Origin of the sequence: Lysinibacillus louembei (assembly GCF_033880585.1) — a bacterium.
Lineage (GTDB): Bacteria > Bacillota > Bacilli > Bacillales_A > Planococcaceae > Metasolibacillus > Metasolibacillus louembei.
Genome location: NZ_CP137624.1, coordinates 3900821 through 3924200 on the forward strand (window position 1 = coordinate 3900821; position 23380 = coordinate 3924200).

General features: G+C 38.4%; 27 protein-coding genes. 5 read left to right on the top strand and 22 right to left on the bottom strand.

The genetic code is table 11. The features are described 5' to 3' along the window. Window positions 1-59 precede the first annotated feature (59 nt). The 12 genes from ftsL to R6U77_RS19555 all read right to left on the bottom strand — a co-directional run bounded on the left by ftsL (window position 60) and on the right by R6U77_RS19555 (window position 9234). The gene (gene ftsL / locus R6U77_RS19500) at window positions 60-437 is read right to left on the bottom strand and encodes a cell division protein FtsL (RefSeq protein WP_293922095.1); all 378 of its coding nucleotides are present in this window, start codon (window positions 435-437) and stop codon (window positions 60-62) included. A gap of 15 nt (window positions 438-452) precedes the next feature. Then, complete coding sequence (gene rsmH, locus R6U77_RS19505) at window positions 453-1391, bottom strand: 16S rRNA (cytosine(1402)-N(4))-methyltransferase RsmH (protein ID WP_293922097.1); 939 nt, start codon at window positions 1389-1391, stop codon at window positions 453-455. A gap of 21 nt (window positions 1392-1412) precedes the next feature. Continuing rightward, window positions 1413-1844, bottom strand: coding sequence for a division/cell wall cluster transcriptional repressor MraZ (gene mraZ / locus R6U77_RS19510; protein WP_042471679.1), 432 nt, complete (start codon window positions 1842-1844; stop codon window positions 1413-1415). Window positions 1845-2020: 176 nt separating this feature from the next. Beyond that, window positions 2021-3637 (bottom strand): bacillithiol biosynthesis cysteine-adding enzyme BshC, encoded by a 1617-nt coding sequence (gene bshC, locus R6U77_RS19515; RefSeq protein WP_319836882.1) that lies wholly within the window; start codon window positions 3635-3637, stop codon window positions 2021-2023. Between the two features lie 94 nt (window positions 3638-3731). Next, a complete protein-coding gene (locus R6U77_RS19520; protein ID WP_293922103.1) occupies window positions 3732-4121 on the bottom strand; it encodes a DUF3397 domain-containing protein in 390 nt (129 codons plus the stop codon). Continuing rightward, window positions 4118-5023 (bottom strand): 2-dehydropantoate 2-reductase, encoded by a 906-nt coding sequence (locus R6U77_RS19525; protein ID WP_319836883.1) that lies wholly within the window; start codon window positions 5021-5023, stop codon window positions 4118-4120. The genes R6U77_RS19520 and R6U77_RS19525 overlap by 4 nt, the downstream gene beginning before the upstream one ends. A 112-nt stretch (window positions 5024-5135) precedes the next feature. After that, window positions 5136-6671: an acyl-CoA carboxylase subunit beta gene (locus tag R6U77_RS19530; protein WP_319836884.1), complete on the bottom strand. Its 1536-nt coding sequence runs from the start codon at window positions 6669-6671 to the stop codon at window positions 5136-5138. 21 nt (window positions 6672-6692) lie between these two features. Further along, entirely contained in the window at window positions 6693-6905 is a 213-nt protein-coding gene (locus R6U77_RS19535) for an acetyl-CoA carboxylase biotin carboxyl carrier protein subunit (protein ID WP_042471665.1), read from the bottom strand. Between the two features lie 116 nt (window positions 6906-7021). Next, window positions 7022-7411, bottom strand: coding sequence for a transcriptional regulator (locus tag R6U77_RS19540; protein WP_293922109.1), 390 nt, complete (start codon window positions 7409-7411; stop codon window positions 7022-7024). Between the two features lie 184 nt (window positions 7412-7595). After that, entirely contained in the window at window positions 7596-8360 is a 765-nt protein-coding gene (locus R6U77_RS19545) for an enoyl-CoA hydratase/isomerase family protein (protein WP_319836885.1), read from the bottom strand. A gap of 143 nt (window positions 8361-8503) precedes the next feature. Further along, window positions 8504-8677, bottom strand: a complete 174-nt coding sequence (gene rpmF / locus R6U77_RS19550; protein ID WP_107839265.1) for a 50S ribosomal protein L32 — start codon at window positions 8675-8677, stop codon at window positions 8504-8506. 23 nt (window positions 8678-8700) lie between these two features. Continuing rightward, a complete protein-coding gene (locus tag R6U77_RS19555; protein ID WP_293922114.1) occupies window positions 8701-9234 on the bottom strand; it encodes a YceD family protein in 534 nt (177 codons plus the stop codon). A gap of 187 nt (window positions 9235-9421) precedes the next feature. On the opposite strand from R6U77_RS19555, the gene R6U77_RS19560 reads away from it, so the two are divergent. Next, window positions 9422-10621, top strand: coding sequence for a nucleotidyltransferase (locus R6U77_RS19560; RefSeq protein WP_319836886.1), 1200 nt, complete (start codon window positions 9422-9424; stop codon window positions 10619-10621). Window positions 10622-10688: 67 nt separating this feature from the next. Here R6U77_RS19560 and R6U77_RS19565 read toward each other — a convergent pair whose 3' ends face one another. Next, window positions 10689-11735, bottom strand: a complete 1047-nt coding sequence (locus R6U77_RS19565; protein WP_319836887.1) for a SepM family pheromone-processing serine protease — start codon at window positions 11733-11735, stop codon at window positions 10689-10691. 188 nt (window positions 11736-11923) lie between these two features. Between R6U77_RS19565 and R6U77_RS19570 the strand changes: the two genes are divergently transcribed. After that, complete coding sequence (locus R6U77_RS19570) at window positions 11924-12841, top strand: hypothetical protein (RefSeq protein WP_319836888.1); 918 nt, start codon at window positions 11924-11926, stop codon at window positions 12839-12841. A 63-nt stretch (window positions 12842-12904) separates the two neighbouring features. Here R6U77_RS19570 and coaD read toward each other — a convergent pair whose 3' ends face one another. The 3 genes from coaD to R6U77_RS19585 are packed head-to-tail and all read right to left on the bottom strand — an operon-like array spanning window position 12905 to window position 15404. Continuing rightward, window positions 12905-13393 (bottom strand): pantetheine-phosphate adenylyltransferase, encoded by a 489-nt coding sequence (gene coaD / locus R6U77_RS19575; protein WP_293922121.1) that lies wholly within the window; start codon window positions 13391-13393, stop codon window positions 12905-12907. Beyond that, window positions 13386-13961 (bottom strand): 16S rRNA (guanine(966)-N(2))-methyltransferase RsmD, encoded by a 576-nt coding sequence (gene rsmD, locus R6U77_RS19580; RefSeq protein ID WP_293922123.1) that lies wholly within the window; start codon window positions 13959-13961, stop codon window positions 13386-13388. The genes coaD and rsmD overlap by 8 nt, the downstream gene beginning before the upstream one ends. Before the next feature lie 15 nt (window positions 13962-13976). Next, entirely contained in the window at window positions 13977-15404 is a 1428-nt protein-coding gene (locus R6U77_RS19585) for an RNA polymerase II (RefSeq protein ID WP_319836889.1), read from the bottom strand. A 55-nt stretch (window positions 15405-15459) separates the two neighbouring features. On the opposite strand from R6U77_RS19585, the gene R6U77_RS19590 reads away from it, so the two are divergent. Then, window positions 15460-15855 carry a DUF7147 family protein gene (locus tag R6U77_RS19590; RefSeq protein ID WP_319836890.1) on the top strand — a complete coding sequence of 132 codons (396 nt, stop codon included), beginning with the start codon at window positions 15460-15462 and terminating at the stop codon, window positions 15853-15855. Here the strand turns inward: R6U77_RS19590 and R6U77_RS19595 are convergent. Next, a complete protein-coding gene (locus tag R6U77_RS19595) occupies window positions 15850-16122 on the bottom strand; it encodes a YlbG family protein (protein ID WP_293922127.1) in 273 nt (90 codons plus the stop codon). The two genes, R6U77_RS19590 and R6U77_RS19595, sit on opposite strands and share 6 nt — an antisense overlap. 407 nt (window positions 16123-16529) lie before the next feature. Here R6U77_RS19595 and R6U77_RS19600 point away from each other — a divergent pair, with 407 nt between their 5' ends. Then, window positions 16530-17438 (top strand): glycerophosphodiester phosphodiesterase family protein, encoded by a 909-nt coding sequence (locus tag R6U77_RS19600; RefSeq protein WP_319836891.1) that lies wholly within the window; start codon window positions 16530-16532, stop codon window positions 17436-17438. A 52-nt stretch (window positions 17439-17490) separates the two neighbouring features. Here R6U77_RS19600 and R6U77_RS19605 read toward each other — a convergent pair whose 3' ends face one another. The 4 genes from R6U77_RS19605 to R6U77_RS19620 all read right to left on the bottom strand — a co-directional run bounded on the left by R6U77_RS19605 (window position 17491) and on the right by R6U77_RS19620 (window position 21738). Further along, window positions 17491-17937, bottom strand: coding sequence for a YlbF/YmcA family competence regulator (locus tag R6U77_RS19605; RefSeq protein ID WP_293922130.1), 447 nt, complete (start codon window positions 17935-17937; stop codon window positions 17491-17493). 126 nt (window positions 17938-18063) lie between these two features. Next, window positions 18064-19029: a 2-hydroxyacid dehydrogenase gene (locus R6U77_RS19610; RefSeq protein WP_319836892.1), complete on the bottom strand. Its 966-nt coding sequence runs from the start codon at window positions 19027-19029 to the stop codon at window positions 18064-18066. Between the two features lie 127 nt (window positions 19030-19156). After that, the gene (locus R6U77_RS19615; protein ID WP_319836893.1) at window positions 19157-20614 is read right to left on the bottom strand and encodes a UDP-N-acetylmuramoyl-L-alanyl-D-glutamate--2,6-diaminopimelate ligase; all 1458 of its coding nucleotides are present in this window, start codon (window positions 20612-20614) and stop codon (window positions 19157-19159) included. A 47-nt stretch (window positions 20615-20661) separates the two neighbouring features. Then, window positions 20662-21738 (bottom strand): CAP domain-containing protein, encoded by a 1077-nt coding sequence (locus R6U77_RS19620; protein WP_319836894.1) that lies wholly within the window; start codon window positions 21736-21738, stop codon window positions 20662-20664. A gap of 149 nt (window positions 21739-21887) precedes the next feature. Between R6U77_RS19620 and R6U77_RS19625 the strand changes: the two genes are divergently transcribed. After that, on the top strand, window positions 21888-22244 hold the full coding sequence (locus R6U77_RS19625; RefSeq protein WP_293922139.1) for a YugN family protein: 357 nt from the start codon (window positions 21888-21890) through the stop codon (window positions 22242-22244). A 37-nt stretch (window positions 22245-22281) separates the two neighbouring features. On the opposite strand, the gene R6U77_RS19630 is transcribed toward R6U77_RS19625, so the two are convergent. Beyond that, window positions 22282-23169 (bottom strand): DMT family transporter, encoded by an 888-nt coding sequence (locus R6U77_RS19630; RefSeq protein ID WP_293922142.1) that lies wholly within the window; start codon window positions 23167-23169, stop codon window positions 22282-22284. Window positions 23170-23380: the final 211 nt, after the last annotated feature.

Below are 23380 nucleotides of genomic sequence, written 5' to 3' on the forward strand. Positions count from 1 at the left end.
CCCTCCATATAGTAAAAACATCAGGAAGGCTCCTTTTTGGAAACGAAATGTACTCTTTTTCATTCTCCCGGCACTACCTTTACATTTTTCTCGTTAAGAGTTAAACCGAGTTCTTGTGCTCTTTTCAAAATTCGTTCATAAGCCGACAACTCACTAACCTGCACTTTCAAACCTACATTTTGATTCGCAATTTCAGATATTTCTTTTTCGATTTGCTGTATTTCCATACTTGTTGTTTGAATTTTACTTTGTGTATGTAGGATTGCAACTGCCATAATTGCTACTACTACTAAAAATAACATGTATAAAAACTTTTCTCGTTTAGAAATAAATGCTTTGCTCTTTTTATAGTTCGGTTTCTTGCTAGGCTGCTGTGGTGGTTGTGGTGATACTGCAGGTTGTTGGATATACGGTTGTTGTCTTACACGTACTGCCATCGTCAGCCACTTCCCTTATTGATTAATTTTTTCAGCGATACGAAGCTTCGCTGAACGTGAACGGTTATTAGCCTCTAGCTCCTCTTCTGTCGGAACAATTGGCTTTTTCGTAATTAATTTTAGCCTTGGCTTCATATTATCTGGAATAATCGGTAAACCTGGCGGCAATTCCGGTAATGAAGAAGCCTCTTTAAATATCGTTTTGCAAAGACGATCCTCTAATGAGTGGAATGTAATAACGCTAACTCGTCCACCAATCGCCAATAGGTCTATCGCATCCACGATAGAGTCCTCAGCTACTCCAAGCTCATCATTGACAGCAATGCGAATCGCTTGAAATACGCGCTTTGCAGGATGTCCTCCTGTACGACGAGCAGCCGCAGGAATTCCTTCTTTAATTAATTCTACTAATTGCCCTGTCGTTTCAATTGGGGCAGTTTTACGTGCCGCTTCAATTTTGCGGGCAATTTGCTTTGAAAACTTTTCTTCACCATAGCGGAAGAAAATCCTCACTAAATCCTCGTATGACCATTCATTCACTACATGGAATGCTGTTAATTCAGCAGTTTGATCCATGCGCATATCAAGCGGGGCATCATGATGATAGCTAAAGCCTCTCTCTGGTGTATCCAATTGTGGGGAAGATACGCCTAGATCATATAAAATTCCATCCACTTGTTGAATATTTAGTGCATATAGCTCGTCCTTTAAATATCTAAAATTTGAATGGACAAACGTCACACGATCTAAATAATCGGCTAATCGCACCTTTGCATTATTAATTGCTATCGTATCTTGGTCAAAACATATAAGCCTTCCATTCGGAGACAGCTGCTGTACGAGGTATTCGCTATGACCAGCGCCACCTAATGTGCAGTCTACATATACCCCATCTGGATTGATGTTCAATCCATCAACCGTCTCCTTCAATAATACAGTTGTATGATTGAACATAGTCTTTACTCCTTCAAAGCTTTAAAAATCAAAGCCTATCATATTTTCTGCTATTTCGTTAAATGATGCTTCAGATTCATCATAATATGTGTCCCAAGCTTCCTTCGCCCAAATTTCTATCCTACTTGATACACCTAATACAACACATTCTTTTTCAAGATTTGCATATTGGATTAATGTAGCTGGAATATTGATGCGACCTTGCTTATCCAATTCAACCTCCGTTGCACCTGAAAAGAAGAAACGCGCAAATGCACGAGCATCCTTTTTCGTCATCGGTAGGTTCTTTAATTTTTCTTCAAGCTTTCGCCATTCATCCATAGGGTATCCAAAAATACAGTTGTCCAATCCGCGTGTAATAACAAACGTTTCACCTAGTGATTCTCGAAATTTCGAAGGCACTATGAGACGTCCTTTTACATCGACGGAATGTACGTATTCCCCCATGAACATGCTACTCACCCCACTTTACTAATAAATGTACCACAAGCCCCCACTTTTCACCACCCATTCCTCCCATTTCTTGTACTATAATAAGAAATTACGTAAATAGACCTTGCTTTCCTAGGGGTGAATGATAATATAAGCATACTAAAAAGCTATTCCTTAAAAGAAATAGCTTTTTGGTCTCAAATCATTATACAATTATGTCGGAACGAAGGGACTAAATTTAGTTCAATAAGACTATCTATTAAAGTCGAACCATATAGGTTTAAATACTGATACGGATTAAATAAGCGTTCTTGCAAATTATTATTAGGGAAAAGCTCTGTTAACAACAAATCAAATTGCTTTATTTTCACATCATGCTTCTGCAATATTTCTTGTTCAATCTTAGAAGCCAAATAATCAAATTGCATACAATGATATTGCTTATTTTTTTCTACAATATTATGCAGGTTTAATTGCTGACCATCTAAATAGTGCTCAAGCTCCTCATAGTGTGCAAGTAATTGCTGCTGCATTTGAGCAATTTTCTCTTTTACCTGCTCGTCTTGCACTTGCTCAATAAAGCGATTTTTTAATTGCTCCACCTTGCCTTCCATAACATTAAGCACCGTTAAATTATGCTGTGTCAACAAAGGCTGTACAGCGCGCGATACTAATGTAATATTTAATCTCGGAGCAAAGATCGGCATTTGTAATTCCAATAAGGAAAAGGCTGGCTTTAGTGTTGCCCAATAGGCTAATTCCCCAGGCCCCCCTACAAAAGCTAGTACAGGAATTGTCATTTCTTGCATTAATGGGCGTGTCACCACATTATTGCTTAATTTTTCAGGCGTTTGTTGCGCCACTTCCAGTAGCTGCTCCTTTGTCAGTTTGATATGACCTAGTGTATTTGTAAAATAGCCATCCTTACGCTCTAGTAAAAAACGTTCTCCCTCTTGTACGAAAAATAGATTGGCATTGCTTGCTGTTGCTTCAATAGGTTTGCCATAGCCCGCCTGATTGAATGCCTCCTCCTGTAAAACAACTCCTTGCGCAATTTCCTCATTGCGCTCTATTAATCTCACAAAAAATTTAGCTTCATATTGTCGGAATGCTGAAAATGCTGCATCTAACATCAGCAAGCCGTGCTTTGCAAATAGCTCATTCATCAACGCTGTGAAGAAGTCTGTAAATGTTGTGCTCGTTTGCAAGTGCATTAATACATTATGTAGTAAATCTTTTGTATGGGCAGTTTCGCCAAAGTCCGCAAAAACGGTACGTACAAATTGTTCCATCTCTTCTTTATTAATTGCTGTTGTCGATGCCATCGTTTTACGCTTTGAACGCTCTTTATAAGCGCGCTTTTTTAACGTTGCATCTACAGCTGTATACGTGTGGTTAATTTCCTCAATATCGTGATCCTCACCAGCAATCCAAAATAACGGTACAACAGGTTTACCAAGCTTTTCACGTTGTTCCTTTGCTAGTAAAATAACCGAAATCGCCTTATGCACTGAATATAAAGGTCCTGTTAATAAACCAGCTTGTTGCCCCCCAACAACGACAAAGGCACCTGCCGCTAGCTCATCTAAATGATGCTTGCTTGCCTCTGATAAGCCAAATGGTGTCATATATAACTGAATAATTTTGCTTAATTGCGCTGTATCATATGTTTTTGTTGCTAAATATTGTGCCCGTGCTTGAAAGGCATCTTCATTGAATGCATAATCAAAAAAGTCGTGTATCGTAGATTGCTCATTCCAATACTGTGCCAATATTTCATTTTGTACTGGTAAAACGTTTTGTTCCAGCTTCATTATTCAAACCCTCTCTATCCCTTACTATCTTCTAAAATGATATGCCAACTTACTACATTGTAAACGTTCTGTCGCATTTCGAAAAAGAATTTGCTTACATCGCGACATACTCCAGTACGTTTAGTGTGAGCCCTGCAATGAAAATGAAAAAATAACTTACGCTCAATAATATAAAATAAACACGCCATATTTTTTTTAACAGTTGTGGTACCGCAATTTCTTTTTTTGTTCGCCAATCAATATATGTAAAGGTAATGGCAATAAAAATAGCCATTATAATAAGCGGAATAACAATGGAAACCTTCCAAATGCTTGCAACAGCCATTGGCACTGAGAAAAAGAGTAAAAATGTTGCTACATCTGCCGCAAAACCAAATGCTTTTGTGCTGTTTAAGCGCATTTTACGGCATATAAAATAAGTGATAAAAAGTGCTATTAAGGGACAAATAATAATAATCGCTATTAAAAAAGATAAAAACTTCACATTTTTTCACCGCTCTCCTCTATTGCTAACAGTAGATAGTATAACACGCTTAGTGTTGGTACATCTGCTCCTATTTTTTTCGCTCTTTGAATAACTGCTCCGACAATCGTATCAATTTCAGTTTTTCGTCCAGCTTGTCTATCTGCAAGCATTGAAGAAATATTTTCAGCTGTCCGTTCACATAATTGATAAACAGCTTGAAACGGAAATTTTTGCTGCATTTCAGGAAATGCCTGCATTAATTCTTGATACAGCTGCTGTAATAAATGATACGCATGTGTATTTTGAATCAATTGCCCATTCCTTACCTGCAAAAGAGCTGTAAGCGGGTTGACGAAGCAATTGAGCAAAGCTTTTTCCAACAGCATTTGCTCCGCATCTGGCTGCTGCTCTATGAAAAACCTTTCGTTACTAGCCGCTTCAAAAGCTTTAATAATGGCTTCATTCCCTCGACCTATAGCTAATTTTAATACACCTAACCCTCGTTGATAAACAGTCGTTTCATTTATTTTCTCTGCACCAAACTGCGCTGAACCGAACATAATATTAGTTTGCTTTAATGTTAACGCTTGCTCATAATGAAGCAAGCCGTTTTGCATAAACAACAGCGAAACATTTTCTAATTTTTTTAATGTAGGAAATAGTGTTTGCAATGCATTATACTTCGTTGCCACAATCACAATGGCTCCACCCTCAACCTGCAATTGCTGCTCGGTAATTGCCGCAACATCAAATTTTTGTGGTTGCCCATTGACATTAAAACGCGTAATACCATCCTTACAAATTTCTATCGCCTGCTCCTCACGTCGCGTCACAATTGTTACTGGATAATGTGCCTCGCTTAAAAAGCTTGCCATTAACAAACCAACAGCACCAGCGCCAATTACATAAATACGCTCCATACGCTCACCATCTTTTGTAGTAAATTTTCAGAATTGTTTGTGTGCCTGGCACTCAAAAAACTGCTCTTACTAGTCATTATACATGACTTTCAGAGCAGTTTTCATTGTAAGGTTAAACTGGGTAAACAGGGTGTTTACGGAAAGGTGGTAATATTTGCTTTGAACCATAATAATGTAAGCGCTTCACTAATGTTTCACGCAAATGGCCTGGTGCAATGATTTCATCGATTACTAGCTCTGAGGCAAGCTTATATAAATCGATTTCTTGTTTATATTCCTCGATTTTTTCTTTCACAAATTGCATGCGTTCTTTCGGGTCCTCAATCGCTTCAATTTTATTTGAATATACCGCATTTACAGCTGCCTCTGGTCCCATTACAGCAATTTGCGCTGTTGGAAGGGCGATGCATACATCTGGCTCAAAGGCTGGGCCACACATTGCATATAAGCCTGCACCATATGCTTTGCGCACAATAACAGAGATTTTTGGCACTGTTGCAGAGCTCATTGCTGAAATCAGCTTAGCACCATGTCGGATAATTCCTGCTCGCTCCACCTTCGTGCCAATCATAAAGCCTGGTACATCGGCTAGGAATAGCAACGGAATTGAAAAGGCATCACATAGCGTAATAAATTTTGCCGCTTTGTCAGCTGAATCAACGAAAAGTACGCCACCTTTGACTTTTGGCTGATTTGCAACGATACCAACTACTTGCCCATTGATTCTCGCTAAGCCTGTAATAAGCTCTGGTGCAAATAGCCTTTTAATTTCAAAGAAGCTATTTTCATCAATTAATTGATTAATTGCCTCGTACATATCGAACGGTGCATTTTGATTTTCTGGAATAATTTCCTCCAACGTTCGCCCCGCAATAGGTTGAAGTGCCTCTTGCACAGGTGGCATTTCTCCAAAATTGCTAGGAAAATAGCTAATATATTGCCTCGCCTGCTCAATTGCCTCTTGCTCAGATGTAGCAAGTACATCACCACAGCCACTTACTGAGCAATGCATGCGTGCTCCGCCCATTTCCTCCAATGTTACTTTCTCACCAATTACCTTTTCCGCCATACGTGGTGAGCCTAAATACATTGAGGCATTGCCTTCCACCATAATAACGATATCGCAAAATGCCGGAATATAGGCACCACCAGCGGCTGAAGGGCCGAATAAAATACAAATTTGCGGCACAACTCCGCTCATTCTCACTTGATTATGGAATATTTTACCTGCACCACGTCGTCCTGGGAACATTTCGAGCTGGTCGGTAATACGTGCACCTGCGGAATCAACTAAATAGAGCATCGGTACTTGTAATTTTTCAGCTGTTTCCTGAATGCGAATGATTTTTTCAACTGTACGTGAACCCCATGAGCCCGCCTTAATTGTTGAATCATTTGCCATCACACAAACTGTTTCACCGTTTATTTTTCCGATAGCACAGACCACGCCATCCGCAGGTAAATCACCTGCTTCACAATTGGCAAAGCGGCCATCCTCTTCATATTGTCCATCATCAAATAGCAAGGCTAAACGGTCACGTACAAATAGTTTATTTGTTTCAGCTAGCTTATCATGATATTTTTGTGCGCCACCTGCATAAATAGCATCGATTTTTTGCTGTAGCTGCTCATTATATTGTTTTGTCATTTTACTCACCCCTTTGTGGCACTATTCTAGCTCTAAAAGGACCGCCTCTTCATCAATAAAGTCGCCCTCTGCTACAAGTATTTTCTTTACAGTGCCAGCAACTTCCGCTTCACATGGAATCTCCATTTTCATTGATTCTAAGATGATTAATGTTTGTCCAACCGTTACAGTATCCCCTTCTTTTACGCTTACCTCGAAAACTGTACCTGCCATTGGTGCTTTTACTTGTGTCATTTGAAAATCCCCCTTTGTGTAATTGAACAAAGTTGTTCCTCTTTATTGTACGTTACTCGTATAATGGTTTCCAACTATTTTTCACTTTTTCTTCTTTTATGCAGTCTATTTCTGCTCTAGTCCTTATTTTTATTTTGTATAAATTGCGCTCCTTGCTTCAACCATTTAAGCAAACGTTCATGCTCTGTTTGAAGCTCATGATATTTCAATTCTAGCTGCCCATACGCCTCTGTTAATTCCTCAAAGCTCGTTAAAGCAAGCTTCAAATGACTACGCATCAGCTGCTTTGGTCTTTTCTTAACGGTGCCGAGCATTTGCCCATATTGCGCTCTTAATGTTTTATTCCAACGAAAGCCACATGCTTGCTTCGTACGGTTTAATACAGCGGCTGCCTCTTCAAACGCTTCAAGCTGTGTTTTTCCATTTTGCACAAATTGAATAACAATTTCCGCTAATTTTTCATCATCAGCAACTGTCCATTGATCTTTTCTTCTTTTTGCTTCCATCTCTATCACCTCTTATTTTTTTACTACTATATGCAGCAGATGGTGAAATAGAATCGGGAATCTATTGAAAATATTAAATAGAATATACGTTTCTTTGTGGCTAGTTAACGTAGGTACAAATGGTTTTTAGCAAATAAATTAAGGCTGTCTGAAAAAATATAATTTTTCTCAGACAGCCTCTTCCTCATTTCTTTGGTTTTGTTAAAAAAACGTTAACAGCTTGGTGATGTGCATCACTCTCCCATAGCTTTGCACATGTCCGCACTTCCTCCATCACGCGCTCATACATATTGCGCTCACGCCATTTGCGCAGCTCAATCTCTTTATATGCTTGATGGACAGATGGATGGATTTTACGCATATCGTCAATAAAATCTAGTAGTGCCTCTTGCTTCGTTCCATAAAAAACATGCATAGCCCATCCGATATCGTATAATGTTTGCGCATCATAGGCCTTTGCATCAACAAGCATTTTTAATGCCTGGTCATGACGTAAGCCTCTTTCAAATAAATACGTACCGCCACCCCAGCCACTCGTAATCGCCAAAGTCCCTTGAATAAAGCCTGCCTTCGCATGATTTGCTATTAAACGGAAATCACAGGCTGTCGCAATTTCACAGCCTCCACCGACCGCTGTTCCATTAATCAACGCAATTGTTGGCACTGGTAATGTCGCAAGCTTATATAAAATTTTCGCCATTTTACTCAGCATACCAAATGCTTCGTCCTCTGTTTGCAATGCGTGAAAAACAGATAAATCCCCACCAGAGCAAAAAGACCTTTCACCTGTACCCGTAATAACAAAAAAGCGAACATTATCGTTTTGTTCCACATATGTAATTGCCTCTTGCAGGCCATTCATTACTTCATCATTAACTGCATTGCGTTTATCCTCACGATGGATAGTAAATGTAACGATTCCCTCTTTATGTTCTAATAAATAAGCCATTTCCATTCCCCCTCGAGTGCCAGGCACACACACAATTTACACACAATTTAATCGTAGCGAATAACATGCTGTTTGACAATACGAAAAAAGGCGAATGAAGAGCCATGGCCTCTTCATTCGCCTTTATATAGCGCAATACTGAATTATTTCGCTACTACTTCTTTACCTTTATAGTGTCCGCAAGCTTTACAAACACGGTGAGCTAATTTATGTTCACCACAGTTTGGGCAAGCTACCATACCAGGTACAGATAATTTGAAATGCGTACGACGCTTTCTTTTTGCAGTTTTAGAAGTTCTTCTAAATGGTACAGCCATTATTGGCACCTCCTTACAGATAGTTATTCATCTGTTTGATCAAAATACTTAGCTAAATCAGCCAGTCTTGGATCCACTTTTGGTTCGTCATCTTTACGACTAAGAGCCACATCTTCATCCGTAGCATAAGACCAGTTTTTTCCACCATGCACTTGTCCTTCGGTATTTTCTTTAAATACTTGCATTGGCACTTCAAGAAGCACTAGCTCCTCTAAAACCGGCTTCATGTCGATTACTTCGCCTTCGATATAATGTATATCTCCATCTAAATCGCCACGCTTATCCTCATCAATCCAGCTAAATACTTCAACTGTATCGACTTCAATCGGAAATTCCACATCTTCCCATGTTCTTGCACAAGGAAGCGTTAATGTCGCACTTAATGTAAATTGACAAGTCATTTGCGATGCACCAAATGTGCATAGCCCTTTTACATGTGCGGGTGAGATTGCACGAATATCTGTATTGCGTTCTTTCACTTCATCCAATTGTATTTCTGCATCAAGTGGAAGCCCGTTTTGACGATATTTCGACAGTTGATGAATTGACCATTTCATTCATTAATCACCTCGTTAGACAACAATGTTGATTATATAGATTTATAAATTAGATGTCAAGATAATTTCTTGTCACTATATGAAATTACGTTAAGACCATTTTTGAAGTATGCAAGAAAGCGACATCTCTATCATGTATAATGTGTATATTATACATTGAACATACTTATTAGTGGGGGGAGAATTTATGCAGGCTGTCGGTGTTGTCGTGGAATACAATCCCTTTCATAATGGACATGCTTATCATGTGCAGCAAGCAAAGAAATTAACAGGGGCAAATATTGTGATTGCCGTCATGAGCGGGCAATTTTTACAACGTGGTGAGCCTGCACTTGTCGATAAATGGTCTCGTACAAAAATGGCACTTGCCAGCGGTGTTGACCTTGTCATAGAGCTTCCATATGTTTTCAGCACTGCGCATGCCAAACAATTTGCCTATGGAGCAATTTCTTTACTACATGCGGTAGGCTGTAAAACTTTTGCGTTTGGCAGTGAAGATGGCAGACTTCAGCCATTCCTAGATAGTTTTGCGCTTATTGATCGAAATAGAGCCCTCTACGACGCTCTAATTAAAGAATATATTGCGACAGGTATTAGCTACCCAAAGGCTTTACAACAGGCGTATACGACTTTACAGCAGCAATTCCCTGGAGCTTATATTGATTTAGCGAAGCCGAATAATATTTTAGGCTTTCATTACATTGAAGCGGCATATTCATTAAATGCCGAAATACAGCCTGTGACGATTACACGCATTGGTGCTGGCTATCATGATGCAATTGACGAACAAAGCCAAATTGCTAGTGCGACAGGTATACGTCAGGCCTTGTTTCACAAGCAAACTTTGCAGCATGTAGCACAGTTCGTACCATCTACTACCTATCAGCTTTTAGAGGAGTGGCAGCAAACATACAAAGCGTTTGCAAGCTGGCATGCTTTTTGGCCATTTTTGCGCTTTGCTATTTTACGCCATACCCCTGAGCAGCTAACAATGTTTCCAGATGTAGCAGAAGGGATTGAACATGCCCTTATAAAGCACGCTAAAAATGCAAGGTCATTCGATGATTTTATGGAAAAAATCAAATCAAAGCGCTATACGTGGACACGCTTACAAAGAATTTTAACACATATTTATACAGGCATTACGAAGGAGCAGCTTCATGCTCATGTCACACCTTCTTACATTCGATTACTTGGTATGACAGAAAATGGCCAGCGTTATTTGTCCATTCATAAAAAACATATGACATTGCCCTTAATTAGCCGTGTCGCTGCTGTTCAAAATACTATGCTAGCACTTGATATACAAGCGACAACGATGTATCAACAAGGTTTGCCATGCCAAACAATCCACGATGACTACAATGTGCCACCTATACGCAAGTAAAATGTAGCAGCAGCCTAAAAAGCTGACAGAAACGTAGATGGACCTAGCGTTTCTGTCAGCTTTCCTCTTATTTTTTCGGCTCTAGTGCTTGTAAATAAGCTAATACATCATCCACTGTTTTAACAGGGACAACTTTCATCTTTGTGCCAATATCCTCTGCGGTCTTAACTGCAGCTGCATAGTTGGACTCGACTTTAGGGTTATACTGGCGCATTTCTGTTGTAATTTCATCATCTGGCGCAAAGAAAATCTCCATACCATCACGATCTGCAGCGATCACCTTTCGTTCAATACCACCAATGCGCCCTACGGTACCATCTTCATTCATTTCACCTGTTCCCGCAACAGCGTAACCCTTTGTTAAATCTTCATCTAATAATTGATTCAAAATTTCCAATGTAAACATCAAGCCTGCAGAAGGTCCACCGATATCCTCTGCATTGATTTTCACTTTTGGATCGGTTTTAATTGATTTACTTTCTGTAAACATAATGCCTAGCCCTACTCGCCCATCCGAATCAGGAATTTCCTTTAACTGTACATTTTTCGTTAATAATTCGTTATTGCGATTAATAACAAGCTCCACAGCATCATCTTTTTGCGCCTTACTAATAATTTCTACTAGCTCTGATTGCTTCTGTATGCGCTGTCCATTCACTTCAACAATTTCATCCCCAGCCTTGACGATACCTTCAGCGGCACCTCCAGCTAGCACGTTTAATACGTAGACGCCTTTCCATGTTACATTATAGTCTAGCCCTGCTTTTGAAAAGGCTACATAAAGTGCGTTAAATTGTGAATCTGTCATCAGCTTTAATTGACGAATATTATATTCTTCTTCATCTTCTTCTTTTTGACGTACAGTATTGAGCTGCATAATTTCCTGATGCTCATTAAAGAAAGCAACTGCATATAAAAGCGGCGTCGCCCTCATCATGGAGACAGTCATTAAATTAAATGTTCCTTCATCTTCTGTATCTCCATTTTGGACATTTACAAACTCACTAACATCATACGCACTTCCAGGACTCATAATGTACGAATCAAGCTTGTAAAGCGTTAAAAAACTGAACATGAGCAAAGCCACTACAATAATGGCTAACCTTTTTTTCATAGTGCCTCCGACTCCTTTTTGCCTCTTACAATCAATAACATCTAGATTTTTTCAAATAAATTTGAAAGAAATCTGCGATATCCTCTGAATTAAAACAATGTATGCATACGCTATACAACTTATAAATTCAGGCGTATTCTGATGAATCATGATAAATAGCACGAATGCATATAGTTAGTGTAACACTTGTGACAAAACTTCACAAAATATTGAAAAGAGTTGATGTTATTACACAGTTTTTCGCTATTTTCATTTGTTTCACATTAATTATTTTACTCCTTCTTTTCCCTGGTGTCGCACATGAAGGAGCAGATTTAGGTGTTCATTTATTTATGGAGGCACTATTTCCATATTTGCTGCCATACTTAATTTTAACGAGCTGGTTGTTGCGCATTACTAGTAAGTACACAGCACATCCATTTTTATTATATGTGAAAACATACGTCATTAGTGCCCTAGGTGGATTTCCTACAGGGGCCGCTGCAATTGCCCAGCTTGTCAAATCGCAGGAGCTGTCACAAAGAGAGGCAGCTATTTTACTTGGCATTTGTCACTGTCCAAGCCCTCTCTTTATTATAGGCTTTGTCAGTTTAGATTTAATCAGCGATGTCACGATTGGATGGCAATATTTAATTGTGCTACATATTTTCTCACTTCTCTTGCTTTGTATCGTTTATTTTGCTTTACCTCATCATAAAAGACAAAAAGCATCGCAATCCATTGCCGCTCGCCATGCTTTTGCTCATAGCCTTAAAGATAGCGTGCCAACAGTGCTCGTTGTTTGTGCAACAATCGTTTTTTTCACAACGATTTATGCAGTTCTCTTGCATAGTATGAATCATTTCTTCACATTGAATAACAATTTGCAAATTTTCTTCGCTGCTTTGCTTGAAATGACAAATGGCTTGCGTTTAATGCAGCTAAATTACGAGGGTACATTACTTGTGTTAGCACTTGTAACAGGATTAACTGCACAAAGCTTAAGTATTCATATGCAGGTGCTTGTTATTGCCAAGTCGAATGCTATCGCCTTTCGACCATATATATATATGCGCCTTCTTTATATTGCTGTTATCCCTGTATTGTATTGGTTGATTTTCATCTAAAATTTTTTAACGAAGAGAATAGAGGATACCTAAAAAGATATATCTCTTTAGGCATCCTCTACGTTATTTTTGATTAAATTTTTCCTTTAAAGCTTGCTCTACGATTGGTGGTACGAGCTCAGCAATATTGCCACCGTATTTCGCTACTTCCTTCACAATGCTAGAGCTTAAGAAAGAATATTGATTTTTTGTCATAATGAAAAATGTTTCAATGCTTTCATCGAGCACACGGTTCATCGATGTAATTTGCATCTCATATTCAAAGTCAGATACCGCACGTAAGCCACGGACAATAGCCTGTGCCCCTTTTTCCTTCGCATAATCCACCAATAAGCCTGTCGAGCTTTCGACGCGAATATTTGGGCGATTTTTCGTTACCTCTTGAATTAAATGAATACGCTCATCTATTGTAAATAAAGGATTTTTCGATGAGTTATTAAGTACCCCTACATACACGATATCAAAAACATCGGCTGCTCGATTAATAATATCTAAATGTCCATTTGTTATCGGGTCAAAGCTTCCAGGTACTACTGCAATTTTTTCAGCCAACTATTTCTCCCTCTTCCTTCGTACAACGATAAACCGATACGACCGCTGCCCCATATATTTCTTGTCTGATTAATTGAAATTCACCGTAGCTTTCAGGTAGTGTAACTTCTTTCGCATGCTCACATACAATAATACCTGTTGTGGCTACTTTATTATTTTCCACAAGCTGTGCAACTAAATCATAATACATTGCTTTATGATATGGTGGGTCCACAAATACATAATCAAGTACAATATCACGCTTTAATAAGCCTTTGATTGCACGCATCGCATCTGTTCTGAAAAGCTCTGTAACATCATCATAACGGCATTTTTTTATATTTTCCTGAAGCACTTGAAAAGCACGTCCATCCTTTTCAACAAAAATAGCCTTGTCCGCCCCACGACTAAGTGCCTCGATGCCTAGGCCTCCACTGCCTGCAAATAAATCCAATGCGACACCGCCTTCAAAAAACGGACCGATAATATTAAAAATTGATTCTTTCACCTTGTCTGTTGTCGGTCTCGTCGTTGTGCCATCTATAGCCTTTAACGGCATTCCTTTTCTTTCCCCTGCTACAACGCGCATAGTTTCACCAAACCTTTATTTTTCCTGCTCCATTTCAGCAGTTTGTAAATTAATATTGTCCTCTGTTTTTTGCACCTCAACTAAAAATAGGCGCTGCAACCATGTTTCCTCTATATAGTATTGTCCAGCTATTTGAACAATCGGCTCCGAATTTGTATTGTAACGTCGCTGGTTAAAGACATAGAAGCCTGGTTCATTTGGGAAACGGAAAGCGCGAGTGGCACTTTCAACATAGTAGCCTTTTGGACCTTTTCTAGCTGTGTAGCCTAGTCCATTCAATACATCCTGTGCAGAGTATAGCACAAGCCCATCTTTAAAAATTACATCGATTGATTTTTGTTGCTCTCCATTCAAATAAACAGTACGTTTATCATTAAACAAGAATGGGAATATTTCTTTAGAAGCTGTATTCATTGAAAAATATGATGTGTGAATGCCGAAGACAGCAGATAGTGCCTCGTCTAAAACGCTTGGTGTCACTTCCTTGCCTTCTAGCGCCTTTAGCTGCTCAAGCCATTTTGCTAGCTGCTCATCTGTCATTTTATTCATCAATGTCTGGATAATCTTGGTTGCTCGCTCTCCACCAAATGAGCTACCTGTTAAATAGCTGACCATTACTTCCTTAACCCATCTTGGCGTATCAACAAAATGATACATCGCATTTAATTGAGCAAATAGGACATGGCGTTGAATTTCATTCGTTGTAATTTGTGGTAAAAATAAAATACGCTTACTTGGCAGCTGTGAGTTATTTTCCCCTTCTACAACGGCAATATGCTCATCGCTTAAAAATTCAAGCTTTGCTAGCTTTTCATTAAAAGCAGCAGTAGTCGGTTTTTTCGCATACACAGAAATAGTATTTGTCATTTGCTGTAATGCTAAATTACCTGCCTTCCAATACAGGTCCTGTACATTGCCCTCTCCGTTAAACATTGAATAATTTACAAGCGACAATGATTGTTGACCAACTAACGGCAAGCCAGTTACCCATTGCCCACCAATTTCACTATCTGTTGAAATATGCAATGTTGTATATTTGACAGTACCATCCTTTAATTTAATAAATAAATCTTTCATCAATTCATTCGATTTCAAGCCACCATTTAAAGGAATTATGTAAGATAACGACTGCGTACCATTTTCTCCGCTATTAAATGTGTTTAAATCTTCACTTAAACGAGAGCAGCTATATTCTGTTTCAATAAAGCAGCTTGCATTTTCCGCTTTATTTGGCCAAACAATCGCAATTTCGCTATTCGGCAAATTTTTGAAATGATGGCGGATATCTAAGCTTTCTCCTCGATAAACAATTTCAATTTCCTGTGAATAATTAAATGTATGCTCATTCAAATCAATATGATCTGAATAAACCTGAAACTGCATAAATAGCAGCGCACTGATTGTAGTAACTAAAATAACGAAAAAGCTAATGGCAAATTTCATGTGCTCATCCTCCTGCATCATGATACTATTATGGTTGGAAAGGGTGTGACTTATAATGATTCAACAATTTATCGAATTAGGGCAAGGCTATGGTGATGTTTTTGAGCTTTGTGAGCTAATGCAAACAAATAAAGCCCGCATTCATCGCACATTTGTCTTTACCTCACAAAAGGAAGGAAAGACGTATGCCTCCTTTGCGCTTGCACTTCAGCCTGCGCAAGAAAGTAAATTTATGCCGATTTACATATGCCGTGAAGGAATTCCTTATAATGAAGAAAAGCCGACACAACGCTTTGAAATTTTTAAACAAGCTTCTGAACAAGTAAATCAGCCAATACACTATCTTGAAGTAAAGCATTCTTCTAACTTTACCGAGCCGACTTTATTTTACCAATATTTAATTGGGATTTTGCGATTAAATCACTATATTCCTGCAATGCATGCACTATAAACCTGATTTATAATCGTATTCTTTCGCTTTATCAGGCTTTGCATTTTCAAATTCCGTTTTTAAAAATGGGCGGAATGACTCTACAACGTCTTTCACAAATGGAAGGCGTTGTAATTTATTTGTAATTGCCTCAATCTCGTCGCGCTGACAATACATAACAACATACTTTAGCCTTCTTGAAATATAGTGAACATGACCATACTTACGCAAAGATTTGGCATGCTTCAATTGATTAACATAAACAATAAGTCCCTGTCTTTCATTCATAAATCTTCCTCATTTCTTCATCCTTTACACTTGGATACGCTGCTTTCAAATTATTATAGCAGCTGTAATTATATTTTAAATCAGCAAGATGCTCTCAACCTGCTGGAAAAACGCATGTTACACAGCTCGCTCACCATATATAAAAATGGGCATTTGCGACTGAATCATGATAAAAGCATACCAAATGTCTAATTTGATAGCAACAGAGTTTAGACAGTAAGTAACATTTTCAGCTATAATGAGGAATAATAGGCTTATTTGAAAAATGACAGCTGCTGTTAATCCAGTTGTTAGCTTCCATGTACTAGGCTTTATAGGTCATTTTCTAAGCTGTTACAACAAAATCAATACAGTCTATTTGTTTTCAATTCACAATGCTTGAGGGAACAATTTGAGGAGGAAGACATATGGGGAAAAAAGCAAAAGTTGCACTTGCTATTGCAGCTGCAAGCGCAGCAGTTTGGGCTGGCTCTAAAGCGGTAGCAAAGCCACAAAAACGACAAGTAAAAGAGTTATTGCAAGGAAAGCCGTTCATTTTTGCACATCGTGGTGGTGCACATTTAGCACCAGAACATACGCTATTGGCGTTCGATAAAGCAGCTGAGCTAGGAGTCGATGGCTTTTATGTTGATTTACGTTTAACAAAAGATGAAGAAATTATTGCCTTCACCGATGAAACTTTAGAGCGTACATCCACTGCGATTGGTTTTGTAAAAGATTTCACATTAGCTGAGCTTCAAGAAATTAATTTCGGTGAGAAATTCGAAGATTTAGAAGGTCATAAACCATTTGTCAATGAACACGTTACAGTTGTCACATTGCAAAAATTATTCGAAACATATCCAGATAAGAAATTTATTTTAAATATTCAAGATAACCCTGACACATATGAAGGTAGCTTAATTCCTTCAAAGCTATGGCGCATTATTGAAGAATTTAACCTTGCCCCACAAATGATTGTCACAAGTCCTTATCAGGAGCAAATTGATCGCTTTAATTTATATGCACAAAATCAAATCGTGTTAGGTGCTAATGAGGGCGAGGCGACAAAAGCATACACATCCTTTACAAGCCAATTTGGACATTTATTTAACCCAAAGGTCGATGTGTTTACAATCCCAACAAAATCTGCGCTCATTGCATTTGATTCAACGAAATTTATCCAATTTTTAAATGGATTAAATGTTGCTATTTTCTTTAAAGAGGTCAATGATTTAGTGGCGATGAGCCGCTTATTACGCACAGGTTCACAAGGCATCGTGACAGACCGTCCAGACTTAGCACAGCCTATATTATTGAAATATAAAGACGAATAAATACCTCAAAATAAAAAGGCACATGAAATTTCATGCGCCTTTTTAACTTGCTTTATGCTGAGCAAGAGCAGCTGCCACCTGTACCGCAGCCTGTGCCACAGCTACTACCACTATTAAAAAATGGATTGCTTACTGGCACTTTGACCGCTTCTGAGACGGAACGCCCTATAATTAGGCTAATCTCGTCCAATAAATCTTGCACATCATTTTCTGCAAGCTTTAATGCAGCAATGCGATCATCAAGGTCTAATGCTCGCTTTTGCTCGCGTATTTTTTTCATAATTGTATGGTAATCTGGGTGATATTTACCGAAGCGTTGCACGTCCTCATAATGCTCCTTCATTCGCCCAAATGCTTGAATTTGACTAGCAAGCTCGACATCTGTATAAACTACTGCATATGCCTCTTTCAGCCTTTTCACTGGCTCTGAAGAAAGAATCATCGCGCTTAATTCATCCGCTTCATCTAAAATAAATGCCCATTCAGAAGTCATTAACATTCTTTTTTCCTCCAGTCTGTCATTATCATAACAGAAATATAGATTATGTGGAATCGGAATGCTTATTCATCTCATACAAAATCTGTAAAAGACACTATATTCATTTGCCAAGTCTGTTGATATTTATCATGAATCAACTCGATTCAATACCGTTTCACCTTTCGCATAAGCAACTAGCGCTGCAACATTTAATTTCATCATTGCTGTTCTCGTTTGTAAGGAGGCGCTCCCTATATGAGGCAATACAACAACATTTGGTAGTGTAAGAAGTGGATGACTCAAAGCAATTGGCTCTTGTTCAAAAACATCTAGCCCTGCTGCCCACAGCTTACCATCTTTTAATGCTTGATAAAGCGCAACTTCATCAACAATACCTCCACGTGCCGCATTAATCAATACTGCATCTTTCTTCATCAGCGCCAATTGTCGCTCAGCGATAAGTCCCTCTGTTTCCTTACTAAATGGTGCCATCACGACAACAAAATCCGATTCCTGCAACAAATCCTCAAGCGTTTTATAATGAAAACCATATTGTTGTTCTTCAACAAGCTTACGGCTGCGATTATGATAAAGCACCTTCATATTAAAGCCTGATGCTCGTCTCGCTACAGCTTGACCAATCCGTCCTAATCCGATGATCCCAATAGTAGCACCACCAACATCTTTTCCAACGAGCTGTAATGGATACCAGCCTTGCCATTTCCCTTCACGTAAATAGCGCTCCGCCTCTGGAATTCGACGTGCAGTAGCTAATAATAAAGCAAATACTAAATCTGCTGTCGTCTCTGTTAAAACATCTGGTGTATTCGTTGCAATAATTCCTCTACTACGCACTGCCTCCATATCAATATTATTAAAACCAACTGATAATGTACTAACGATTTGTAAGTTTGGTGCATGTGCTAAAAGCTCTGCATCCACCTGATCGGCTAAGGTTACCCAAAGTGCATGACAATCTTTCACCGCAGCTAAAAGCTTTTCACGTGGTATGACAGCCTCCTCTTCAGACCATTCAGCAACATCAAAATAACTATGTAACGGCTCCACAATATGTGCTGGTAATTTGCGTGTAATGAATAATTTCTTTTTCAAACTGCTTTACCTCCAGTACAAAAAAGTCGCCTTAAAATAAATTTTCAAGACGACTCCCACTTTTATAATTCTTAAAATTATCATAATACAAATAGCGTTAGATAACAATTAAGCACATGGTGACTATTCATTCTGTACAGCCTAATTTTTTCAAGGCATTTTCCACACATTCTTTATCGGAAAATGGAATTGTAATAGAGCCAATTGTTTGTGTTTGTTCATGCCCTTTCCCAGCAATGACGATTACATCGCCTCGTCTTGCCTCGCAAATCGCTTTTTCAATCGCTCGTGCTCGGTCCTCTATTTCCTCATACGGCTGCTCGCTATAAAAGCCTGACTTTATTTGCGCATTAATATCAGATGGCTTCTCATTTCTTGCATTATCTGTCGTTAAATAAATTTTATAGGCATATGTTGAAGCAATTGTGCCCATCTTTCGCCTTTTATCTTTATCCCTTTCACCACCACAGCTAAAAACAAGGCGTATCCGTTCCATTTTTAATGCTTGTAGCACCGCTTTCAAAGCTGCTGGTGTATGCGCATAATCAATAATAATACGCAAGCCTCTATCATTCGTTATTTCCTGCATACGTCCTTCTGGCAATTTTACGTGCAAGCATCCTGGAATGAGCTGTGCTATATCAAAATTTAAAACATATAATGTGGCAAGTGCCGCAACGATGTTTTGAATTTGAAATTCACCAACAAATGGGAGCACAAGTATATGGTCCTCACCTTTGTATTGTATGCAGCATGTGCTATGTCCTTCGTTTTCCGTCAATAGCTGCCACTGCATATCAACTCGTCCCTTTGAGCCAAAGAGCACTGTTTTTTTCTTTAAATTGATGCCAACGGAGCGACTAAATGGGTCATCCCCATTTAAAACGACATTTTTCGCCAATACGGCAAGTCGTTGCTTCGCCTTTTTATAATTTTCAAGTGAGCCATGGTCCTCAATATGCTCTGCTGATAAATTTAAAAAAATGCCAACATCAATCGCACAATCATCTAATCGATGATGCGCCAAGCCCATTGAGGAAGCTTCTAAAATGGCATATTCGACACCTTGACGTACAGCAATTTGAAATACTTCTTGTAATTGCTTTGCCTGCAATGTTGTCAAAGATTCATAAGAAGTAAGTAAACGCTCACCATTTAAAAACACACCGTTCGTTCCGATAACGACACAGCTTTTCCCCTGTATTTGCAGCAGTTGACTAATAAAATGGCTGACCGTCGTTTTTCCATTTGTTCCTGTCACTGCAATTACGGTTAAAGCCTCCGCTGGAAAATTCCGCAGCTTTGCACTTGCAAATGATAAAAACTGCATACTATTTGGCACCCAGACAATTGGAATTGACAGTTTTAAATCGAGTAGTGCATCATCCTCTACAATAATAGCGCTTGCTCCATTGCGGATTGCTTGCTGTAAAAATGCCTGCCCATTATATTTTCTTCCTTTTCGCAGCACGTATATATAGCCTTGCTGAATATTTTGCGCATAATCATCAATTCCTGTTACTTGCTCTCGAATTGAGCCTTTTACAATACACGGCCAATCTTTTAACAATTCGGCTAGCTGCACATTTAGTTCACTCCTTTTCATTACTGTATGAAAAGAAGTAATAAATGCTACTGTAGCCCAGACAAATCTCGGTTATTTTTTGTGATTAATATTTGCGTATAATAATCCATATATGCACCTGTACCAATATGTGTAAAGCCTTCATCAAGCAATACTTTGCGATGCTCTTTTGAATTAAGCCAGCCATGCATCGCCTCAATGACATCGATATAGGTCGTAGCAGTTATTTCACTTGCTGATTTAAATTGAATATCTAGAGCAGTAAGACGATCCTTTAAGGAAATATCCTCAATCTCTGTTTCTTGCGTTGTCGCGTTTCGTAAAAATAAATTCTCGCTATTTTTCATCGCTAACTCCTGAATTACTGGGTCGCTTACAAGCAACTGTAAACCATACTGCTCTCGAAACACATTTGTTAAATCTAAAAGCTGGTCTACGTTTGCTTGATGGATATATTTTTGATGATAAGAAGATGGTGTTGGCGTATTAATAATTTCTCCAATAAATTGCATTTCATAAGGTTTATGCGTTACGAGCGTCTCCTTATCTAAAAAGCGGACACCTATTAATTTTTCTGTTTCTGTATCGATATAAAGCTGCGCAAAGATATCTTGAAACTTCACTAATATACGACTATGCAAATCGTAATCATTCATCGCAAACATATAAATATTATCGTCAATTTGAGCTGTCACTTCCGATTCAATAATCGTCATACGATAAATATCTCCTAGCATTTCTCCAATTTCATAAGGAGCGACATCCATATTGGGGCTATTCGTATAAACTTGCACGACAGTATCGTCCGCAATGCCAAACATTTTCAACCCATCTTGATTATGATAAACCCACCACTTGTAATGAAAAGGCGTTTTATCAATGCGTGTAGGTCGACCGTATGTAGATAAGATTTCCTTGCTTTGCTTTCCAATATACGTTGATAGGCCCTCTATCGGTCGTGTTAATGTCTGCTCACTATCGACAATATCCTTTTCTTCTAAAATCGGCTGCTGGACAACATTCGGTCCTTCTAGCGGATCATGCTGCTTGGCATTAGGTCCTGCGTAATAATATATAATACCTATAAAGGCGACAATAATTAAAATTCGGAAAAGGGATTCCATTTGTACCTCCTTAAACCTATTTGTTACTTCACATTATAGCAATTAAAGCAAGCTTGACACAATGTTGTCATTGCAACAAAGCTAAATTTGCTCTATTATAAAATGGAGCATATATAAGTATGTACGATTTTTTAGAGGAGGATTATACAATGTATTTTGAAAACACAAACCTTGAAGACGTAGTAGTTGATCAACAAGTGTTGACACGACTTTTAGAAAAACATGGATTAGAATGTCATGGTGCTTGGGATTATGACCGTATGACTTTTGACCGTCGCTTCGATGTACGTGAAGGTCGCTATTATTTACGTTTATTCTGCACTGCTATTTCAGGCGATGTAGGCGCTCATGATGCAACATTAAAATTACTTAAACCTGTTATCGGTAAATACTACTATCCACATGGCGTAGAATACACTGACGAAGTATTCCCTGCTCATTTAGTAAAAGATTGCGAAAAAATCTTAGCAGACGTTCGTAAGGATTTAACTGAATTTGGTATTTAATCAAAATGAGAGGCTGTAAGGAAAGATTAATCTTTCTTTACAGCCTTACGCATTTTTCCGTTTTAAAGTGAGAAAATAAGTAGCACCCTCCTATAACAAGAAGTCCCCCCATCACTTGTACTGAGGTCAATTGCTCTCCTAACAAAAGAAGTGCCAAAATAGCAGTAAAAATCGGATTGAAATTCAAAAAAACTCCCGCTGTTGTTGCTCCTAATTTTTGTACCCCTACATTCCACAACAGCATGCAAACAACCGTTGAAATAATCCCTGTATAAAGCAACGCTTGAATAAAGGAAGTATTGATATTCGTAACAGAAAAGCTTGCCACATTAAAAGGTAATAAAATAATAAGTCCAAAAATTCCTGCATATAACGTACATAGTAACGGAGAAACAATTTGCATTGCCCACTTACTACAAATAGAATAAATACCCCATATGCAAACCGCCACAATCATCCATACATCTCCTATGTTAAAGCCAACTGATAGAAGCATCCCTAGCTTTCCTTGCGTCAAGACTAAAATAACCCCAAATAGCGAAAGTAGCACTGCACCTATTTGCCAAATAGTAATCTTCTCTTTTAGAAAGATCAAGGAGAAAATAGCAATTGATATCGTATTTAATGTTGAAATTAAACCTGCATTTGTTGAAGTTGTATGCTCTAGCGCTAAAAACTGACAAATATTAAATAAAACAACCCCTGTTAGTCCCATTAAAAATAGTGGTAGCAATGCTTGGCGTGGAGGCAACAGCTTTTTTTCTTTCCACCATACGATTGGCAACAGGCAAACAACCGCAATCAACCATCTTAGGCTTGTCAACGTCATCGGAGAAGCATGTTCTACAAGCGATTTACTAACAACAAAATTTCCTCCCCAAAATAAACTTGTCACAAGCAATAATAATACATAACGGCTCGGCATTCCCTTTAGCTCCTTTCCCCATTGAACATAGAGCATTGCACAATGACATTTGTATTTAGTATAATAGATTCGTTCACACAGCAAAATAACATTCTTTTAAAGCCTATAAAAACAAAATAAAATTAAGTAAAGACTAATATTAATAAAATAAAATTCAAAATACATATTAGAAATAGCTTGAAATTTGAATGATTATTAAGGAGAGATTTTT

Bases quoted from the DNA above. Each gene is read 5' to 3' on its own strand.
- ftsL (WP_293922095.1), bottom strand. From the start codon at position 437: ATGGCAGTACGTGTAAGACAACAACCGTATATCCAACAACCTGCAGTA.
- rsmH (WP_293922097.1), bottom strand. From the start codon at position 1,391: ATGTTCAATCATACAACTGTATTATTGAAGGAGACGGTTGATGGATTG.
- mraZ (WP_042471679.1), bottom strand. From the start codon at position 1,844: ATGTTCATGGGGGAATACGTACATTCCGTCGATGTAAAAGGACGTCTC.
- bshC (WP_319836882.1), bottom strand. From the start codon at position 3,637: ATGAAGCTGGAACAAAACGTTTTACCAGTACAAAATGAAATATTGGCA.
- R6U77_RS19525 (WP_319836883.1), bottom strand. From the start codon at position 5,023: ATGGAGCGTATTTATGTAATTGGCGCTGGTGCTGTTGGTTTGTTAATG.
- R6U77_RS19530 (WP_319836884.1), bottom strand. From the start codon at position 6,671: ATGACAAAACAATATAATGAGCAGCTACAGCAAAAAATCGATGCTATT.
- R6U77_RS19535 (WP_042471665.1), bottom strand. From the start codon at position 6,905: ATGACACAAGTAAAAGCACCAATGGCAGGTACAGTTTTCGAGGTAAGC.
- R6U77_RS19540 (WP_293922109.1), bottom strand. From the start codon at position 7,411: ATGGAAGCAAAAAGAAGAAAAGATCAATGGACAGTTGCTGATGATGAA.
- R6U77_RS19545 (WP_319836885.1), bottom strand. From the start codon at position 8,360: ATGGCTTATTTATTAGAACATAAAGAGGGAATCGTTACATTTACTATC.
- rpmF (WP_107839265.1), bottom strand. From the start codon at position 8,677: ATGGCTGTACCATTTAGAAGAACTTCTAAAACTGCAAAAAGAAAGCGT.
- R6U77_RS19555 (WP_293922114.1), bottom strand. From the start codon at position 9,234: ATGAAATGGTCAATTCATCAACTGTCGAAATATCGTCAAAACGGGCTT.
- R6U77_RS19560 (WP_319836886.1), top strand. From the start codon at position 9,422: ATGCAGGCTGTCGGTGTTGTCGTGGAATACAATCCCTTTCATAATGGA.
- R6U77_RS19565 (WP_319836887.1), bottom strand. From the start codon at position 11,735: ATGAAAAAAAGGTTAGCCATTATTGTAGTGGCTTTGCTCATGTTCAGT.
- rsmD (WP_293922123.1), bottom strand. From the start codon at position 13,961: ATGCGCGTTGTAGCAGGGGAAAGAAAAGGAATGCCGTTAAAGGCTATA.
- R6U77_RS19585 (WP_319836889.1), bottom strand. From the start codon at position 15,404: ATGAAATTTGCCATTAGCTTTTTCGTTATTTTAGTTACTACAATCAGT.
- R6U77_RS19590 (WP_319836890.1), top strand. From the start codon at position 15,460: ATGATTCAACAATTTATCGAATTAGGGCAAGGCTATGGTGATGTTTTT.
- R6U77_RS19595 (WP_293922127.1), bottom strand. From the start codon at position 16,122: ATGAATGAAAGACAGGGACTTATTGTTTATGTTAATCAATTGAAGCAT.
- R6U77_RS19600 (WP_319836891.1), top strand. From the start codon at position 16,530: ATGGGGAAAAAAGCAAAAGTTGCACTTGCTATTGCAGCTGCAAGCGCA.
- R6U77_RS19605 (WP_293922130.1), bottom strand. From the start codon at position 17,937: ATGTTAATGACTTCTGAATGGGCATTTATTTTAGATGAAGCGGATGAA.
- R6U77_RS19620 (WP_319836894.1), bottom strand. From the start codon at position 21,738: ATGGAATCCCTTTTCCGAATTTTAATTATTGTCGCCTTTATAGGTATT.
- R6U77_RS19625 (WP_293922139.1), top strand. From the start codon at position 21,888: ATGTATTTTGAAAACACAAACCTTGAAGACGTAGTAGTTGATCAACAA.
- R6U77_RS19630 (WP_293922142.1), bottom strand. From the start codon at position 23,169: ATGCCGAGCCGTTATGTATTATTATTGCTTGTGACAAGTTTATTTTGG.